Raw genomic sequence first — 3790 nt, 5'->3', positions numbered from 1 at the left:
CTTATTTTCATTGAGTAAAGTCTCAATAATAATGCGTTCATTTAGTGTAAGTCGTTTGTGCTTTTTTTCCATAATTCAACAAAGATAAAAATTATCATTTGTTGCATTAAGTTATTGAATTCTCCTTTTTGGGTTAAAATTACGGCTAACGGGCCGCAGCTTCACGAAGTCGCGAATTTCGGAACCGATTATTTAAAGATAAAATTTCTTGCGAGAAATAAACGTGAATTTACTACAAAATTCGCAATCTTTCCAAACGCCTGTTGTGTGCTGTAATAATATTTACTTACAAAAAGGTTAACCCAATTCTTTTATTTAATCCTATTTCAAAGATTCTTATTAATGTTGAAAGTTGAATATTTCCTCTTCCGTTTTCAATTCTCGAAATGTAGCTTTTTTTTGTTCCAGTTCTTTCAGCCAATTGCTCTTGAGTTATTTTAGCTTCTTTTCGAGCGTCTTTAAGCATTTCACTTATGATGAACATCTGTGATTTTTCTTCGTAGCTATTTCTACTTTCTGTTCCGATTTTTCCGTGTTCAACTTCAATAAGTTGGTCGAAATTTTTTATGTTTTTATAATCTTTCATTTTAAATGTTTTTTTGTTGAAAATACTCGTTCATTAAATTCAATGCTTTTTCCAATTCATTTTTTGGTGTCTTTTGAGATTTTTTCTGAAAACCATTAAAAAGCACAACTAATTTCCCTTTATCAAAGCAACAAAATATTCTATAAATATTTGACTGATATTCAATTCTTATTTCATAAAGTCCGTTTGTTCCTGTCAAATGTTTTAAGAATTTTTCCGGAATTTTCTCAACTTGTTTTATTAATTCAAGAACGTATTTCATTTTTTCTTTTACCTTTTCATCTTGACTTTGGTAAAACTCAATAAAATGATTTTCGTAAAATATAATTTCTCTGCTCATTTGACAAAGTTATCTTAAAAGTTAACAATTAGCAAGTAAATTTTGATTTTTTTCTTGTAGTTTACGTTCAGCGGAATTATAGCACACAACGTTTCGCAGCTATAAGAAGTTGCGTACTTCATTCACTGACTACTATAAATATAAGCAAAACTTTGATTCAACAATTATCATTTCTGATAAATCCCATGCCTAGCAATTTCTTGTAACTGCTGTTGGCAGATCGTTATTCTTTCATTATTTTGGTATTCATTATTCCTTTTTCAGTGTAGAGTTTTAGTATATAATTCCCTATTTTTAATTTGCTCACATCAATTTTATTTTCAGAAACTGAATTGGAACTAATTATTCTTCCAGAAATATCATAAATTTCTATATTTATTATAGTTTCTTTTGAATTAAAGTATAAAATGTCTTTTACCGGATTTGGATATACAAAAACATCAATAATAATTTCATTTTGTTGTAAGCCTAATGTATTTTGAACCGTTGTTGTGTAATTGTTCGTAACTATTGGAAAATTATAATCAAAATAAATATTAGCTTGGTTGCTAAAAGTATTTCCAACTACTAAATTTGGTTTTGTTTTAATTTTAAATGCTACATAACCATCATTATTTGGATCATCAAAAGGAAGATTTATATTTTTAAAAATAAATTCTACTTTATTTGTATTTGAAATTCGGGTTTCAAAGTTATGACTTCCTTTAATTGGAATTAAAGTATTAATATCAAATTTTGTTGTATCAATTATATCTTTTACAACAATATTTTCGGCAGGAAAAGTTCCTGTGTTTTCAAACCGAATTACATAATGCACATATTCGCCAACCATATTTGGTGTAATTGTTGTTCCTTCCAAACAAGTTTTGTCGTTAGGGTCATAGGAATTAACAACTAATTGTCTGATTCCAATTTCATTATCGTCTATATATTCATCAATTAGTAAAGGAGTTACCACGGCCTTCATAGTTAATGAATTTCCTGCATTTAAGGCTGGTGTTTCCGTTGGCGAATTTAAGTTTAAAATAACATTAATTTCTCGGCTTTCAAAAGGTTGCAAATTGCTATAATTCCAAGTTAAAGTTCGTTCGTAACCATTGTTGCTTTCATTATTATAAACAGGTAATGTAGAAACAACGTCTAAAGCATCTTGATTTTCAAAACCAAAAGTTACTGTACCGTTTTCTACTTGATTGCCTTTGTTTTTATAAATAATTTTATACGTTGCATTAAAACCTGGTCGTGCGGGCGTTATTGGAATTAATGTTACTTCAACATCTTGATGAATTCCGTTGGGTGTGATGCAAAAGTTTTGGTTAAAAGGACTTACAGTTGCTGGAAAAGAAACCTGAACATTACTTGGTGATACATTAAAATAGGTTGGGTTTTCTAAAACTGGGTTGATGGTATGTGATCCTGAACCTACTGGAATAGTATAATTTTCTGAAGTATTTGAAATGAAAATTCCGTTAACAGTTCCATTAGTAATATCGTATTTTAAATTTGGAAGAAAAGGGTCGTTGCTGTCACAACCATTGTTATTACTATCAAATTTATTATTGCCTTGAATTGTATAGAAAGTACCACCTGGAGTGAAGGAACAATAAGTGTTTACATGACACGTTGTTGCATAACCATACTCATTTATTTTTGTTTGCACAGCTGCAAGTTGCCCCTCATCTGCGCAAATATAACTCAGATTGGGGTTGTTAGAAAAATCTAAATAAGTTTCAATTTTGTTGTTTTTAATAAACAAATTGGTTAATTGATTGCTACCACAATTCAAAGCAACTAAAGCAGTATTGTTACTAACATTTAAATTAGTTAATTGATTATTTGCACATTCGAAATTATCTAAACTAGTATTGTTGCTCACATTCAAATTAGTTAACTGATTGTTATTACACCACAAAGTTCTTAAAGCAGTAACGCCACTTACATTTAAACTTGTTAATTGGTTTGAGTTGCAATCCAAATAAGTAAAAGTATTATTATTACTTAAGTTCAAATTAGTTAATTGATTGTCATAACACCACAAATAAATTAAAGCAGTATTACTACTCACATTCAAATTGGTTACTTGATTGTTGTTACAATGCAATTCAGTTAAAACAGTATTATTACTTACATTCAAATTGGTTAATTGATTGTACTCACATTGCAATTTTGTTAAAGCAGTATTGCTACTTACATTCAAATTGGTTAATTGATTGTTGTTACATTGCAAATAAGTAAGGTTTGTAAAATATTGAATACCCTCCAAACTTGAAATACTTGATGCAGAAACATTTAATTCTTTTACTTGCAACGCTTCGTTTTGCTGTATTTCGCCATCGTTGTTTTCATCTATTTTAAAATAACTACCGCTTAGGTTTTTTGCAATTTGGTATGGGTATGACGAGCTTGCAGTACGTAACTTCAATTTAAAAATCGCATTAGGAATATTAACTATTTGTGCATTACAAAAAGTTGAAAAAGCAATTATTGTAAAAAGGATTTTTGTTTTCATTTATTTTAAAATTTATTTTAATCGGTTTCGGGCGGATTCAAGACCTTCACGCAACAAGGTCAGTTAATATTGTTCTAATCAAAAATAGTATTTTCATTTCATTTTGTCTAATTTCAGAATAACTTTTTTGGTCTTTTTAATTGACCAAAAGTTATTTCCGAAATAGGCTTGATTTATGCTATATAGTTAGTGATTTCTTGGTTCATTTTTTCTTGAGGTGTTTTGTATCCTAAAACCTTTCTAGGTCTATTGTTTAGAGTTAATTCAGCATGTTTTAGTTGTTTGTTTGTTATGGTGTTAAAATCAGTTCCTTTAGGGAAAAAACGCCTAATTAAACCGTTCGTGTTTTCGTTAG

General features: G+C 29.1%; 4 protein-coding genes. All 4 read right to left on the bottom strand.

Annotated features, from left to right (window positions below; genetic code table 11):
* Positions 1-286: 286 nt before the first annotated feature.
* Entirely contained in the window at positions 287-586 is a 300-nt protein-coding gene (locus UEQ13_RS00085; protein WP_210788449.1) for a helix-turn-helix domain-containing protein, read from the bottom strand.
* A gap of 1 nt (position 587) precedes the next feature.
* A complete protein-coding gene (locus UEQ13_RS00080; protein ID WP_329804341.1) occupies positions 588-926 on the bottom strand; it encodes a type II toxin-antitoxin system RelE/ParE family toxin in 339 nt (112 codons plus the stop codon).
* A 223-nt stretch (positions 927-1149) separates the two neighbouring features.
* Positions 1150-3435, bottom strand: a complete 2286-nt coding sequence (locus UEQ13_RS00075; RefSeq protein ID WP_329804340.1) for a DUF7619 domain-containing protein — start codon at positions 3433-3435, stop codon at positions 1150-1152.
* Between the two features lie 173 nt (positions 3436-3608).
* Positions 3609-3790 (bottom strand): transposase (locus tag UEQ13_RS00070; RefSeq protein WP_407934642.1); only part of this gene is annotated, 182 nt, incomplete at its 5' end.

This window comes from Flavobacterium facile (genome assembly GCF_036321945.1).
Lineage (GTDB): Bacteria > Bacteroidota > Bacteroidia > Flavobacteriales > Flavobacteriaceae > Flavobacterium > Flavobacterium facile.
This window is presented reverse-complemented; position numbering and strand designations above follow the sequence as displayed.